The organism is Syntrophaceticus schinkii, assembly GCF_000946815.1.
Classification (GTDB): domain Bacteria; phylum Bacillota; class DSM-12270; order Thermacetogeniales; family Thermacetogeniaceae; genus Syntrophaceticus; species Syntrophaceticus schinkii.
The window spans coordinates 1-1,172 of record NZ_CDRZ01000104.1; the positions used below are offsets into that span (position 1 = coordinate 1).

Annotated in this window: 1 protein-coding gene; it reads left to right on the plus strand. The window is 39.5% G+C overall.

Translation table 11 applies throughout. The annotated features are described in order from the left end of the window. Positions 1-211 precede the first annotated feature (211 nt). Positions 212-592, plus strand: coding sequence for a hypothetical protein (locus SSCH_RS05685; RefSeq protein WP_044664627.1), 381 nt, complete (start codon positions 212-214; stop codon positions 590-592). Positions 593-1,172 lie beyond the last annotated feature (580 nt).

Consider the following 1,172-nt stretch of genomic DNA (forward strand, 5'->3'; position numbering starts at 1 on the left):
GATGTATATCATTTCTACTATAATGATCAAGGTTGCTCTTGAACGCAAACAGTTTTACGCCCTGCTGGATCAATTGGAAACAGAATTGCTGGAAGGAACACGTAAGCCAGAACATGAGAAATTATCCAAATAATTTTGATAGTGACTACCAACCGAAATAAAATCACCGTTACGGCGAAGGAAAGTGTTATTGCCGAGCAGACGAAGAACTATGGCTATTTTGTTCTTAATCTCTAATGCTGTTAAGGATCCTGTGGAGGCGCTTCATCTGTACCGCAATAAAGACTTGATTGAGAAGGCTTTCGGCGATCTCAAAGAACGCCTGAATATGCGGCGGACATCGGTCTTCTCAGAAGAAAATCTCGAAGGCAAGCTTTTTATTCAATTCAGTGCCCTTTACTATCTCTCCTACATCAAAAAAGCTATGACGGATCACAACTTATTCAAAAAATACACCATGCAAAAATTGTTGGATGAACTGGATATCATTGAGTGTTTTATGCGTGAAGGAAAACAGCCGCAGCTCGGTGAGATCAACAACAAAAACAAAACGATCTCTATACATGGCAATGGGGTGGATCGGCCGACATAGGTATAATATGTTGGGAATTCAGGTTATATTGCAGTACCTCTCACTTAACAGCACTATAGCTTTTCTAATATCAGATATCCTCTTGATGTTCTTGTCCGTTCTGGCTGATTCCGTCTAACTCCGGTTATTTTCATTCATACAGACCTGTTCGAATGATTTCATCAATGTTTAATTTCTTCTTTATTGTCCGCATTTTCCTCTCTAAGGCTTGTATTTTCGGTCGGAGTTTGTCAATGTTCTTATAAATAATCCCTTCTATAATTTCATCCGGATCCCTGATTCATAAACAGCAAATACTGCTTTAAAGCCTCTCTCCTGCTCTCAGCAAACAATACCCAAAACATCGGTATCAACCAAACTACCCTTCTTCTTTTCCGACATAATAAGCATGACTGCTCCATTTATAATCTATTCCCCCTTCCAGCTTTGCCTTCACTGGATTATGGTGAATATATCTGATCAACTGCAGTAAATAGCTTTCCTTGTCACACAGCTAGTGCTTTGTACCTTTAGTTGAAACACATCGTCCCTTATCCTGTCATATTACAGTTAAACCACTGCGTATAACCTGCTGAATACG

What these genes read in the sequence shown, in the direction of transcription:
- SSCH_RS05685 (WP_044664627.1), top strand. Translation starts at nt 212, where the DNA reads ATGGCTATTTTGTTCTTAATCTCTAATGCTGTTAAGGATCCTGTGGAG.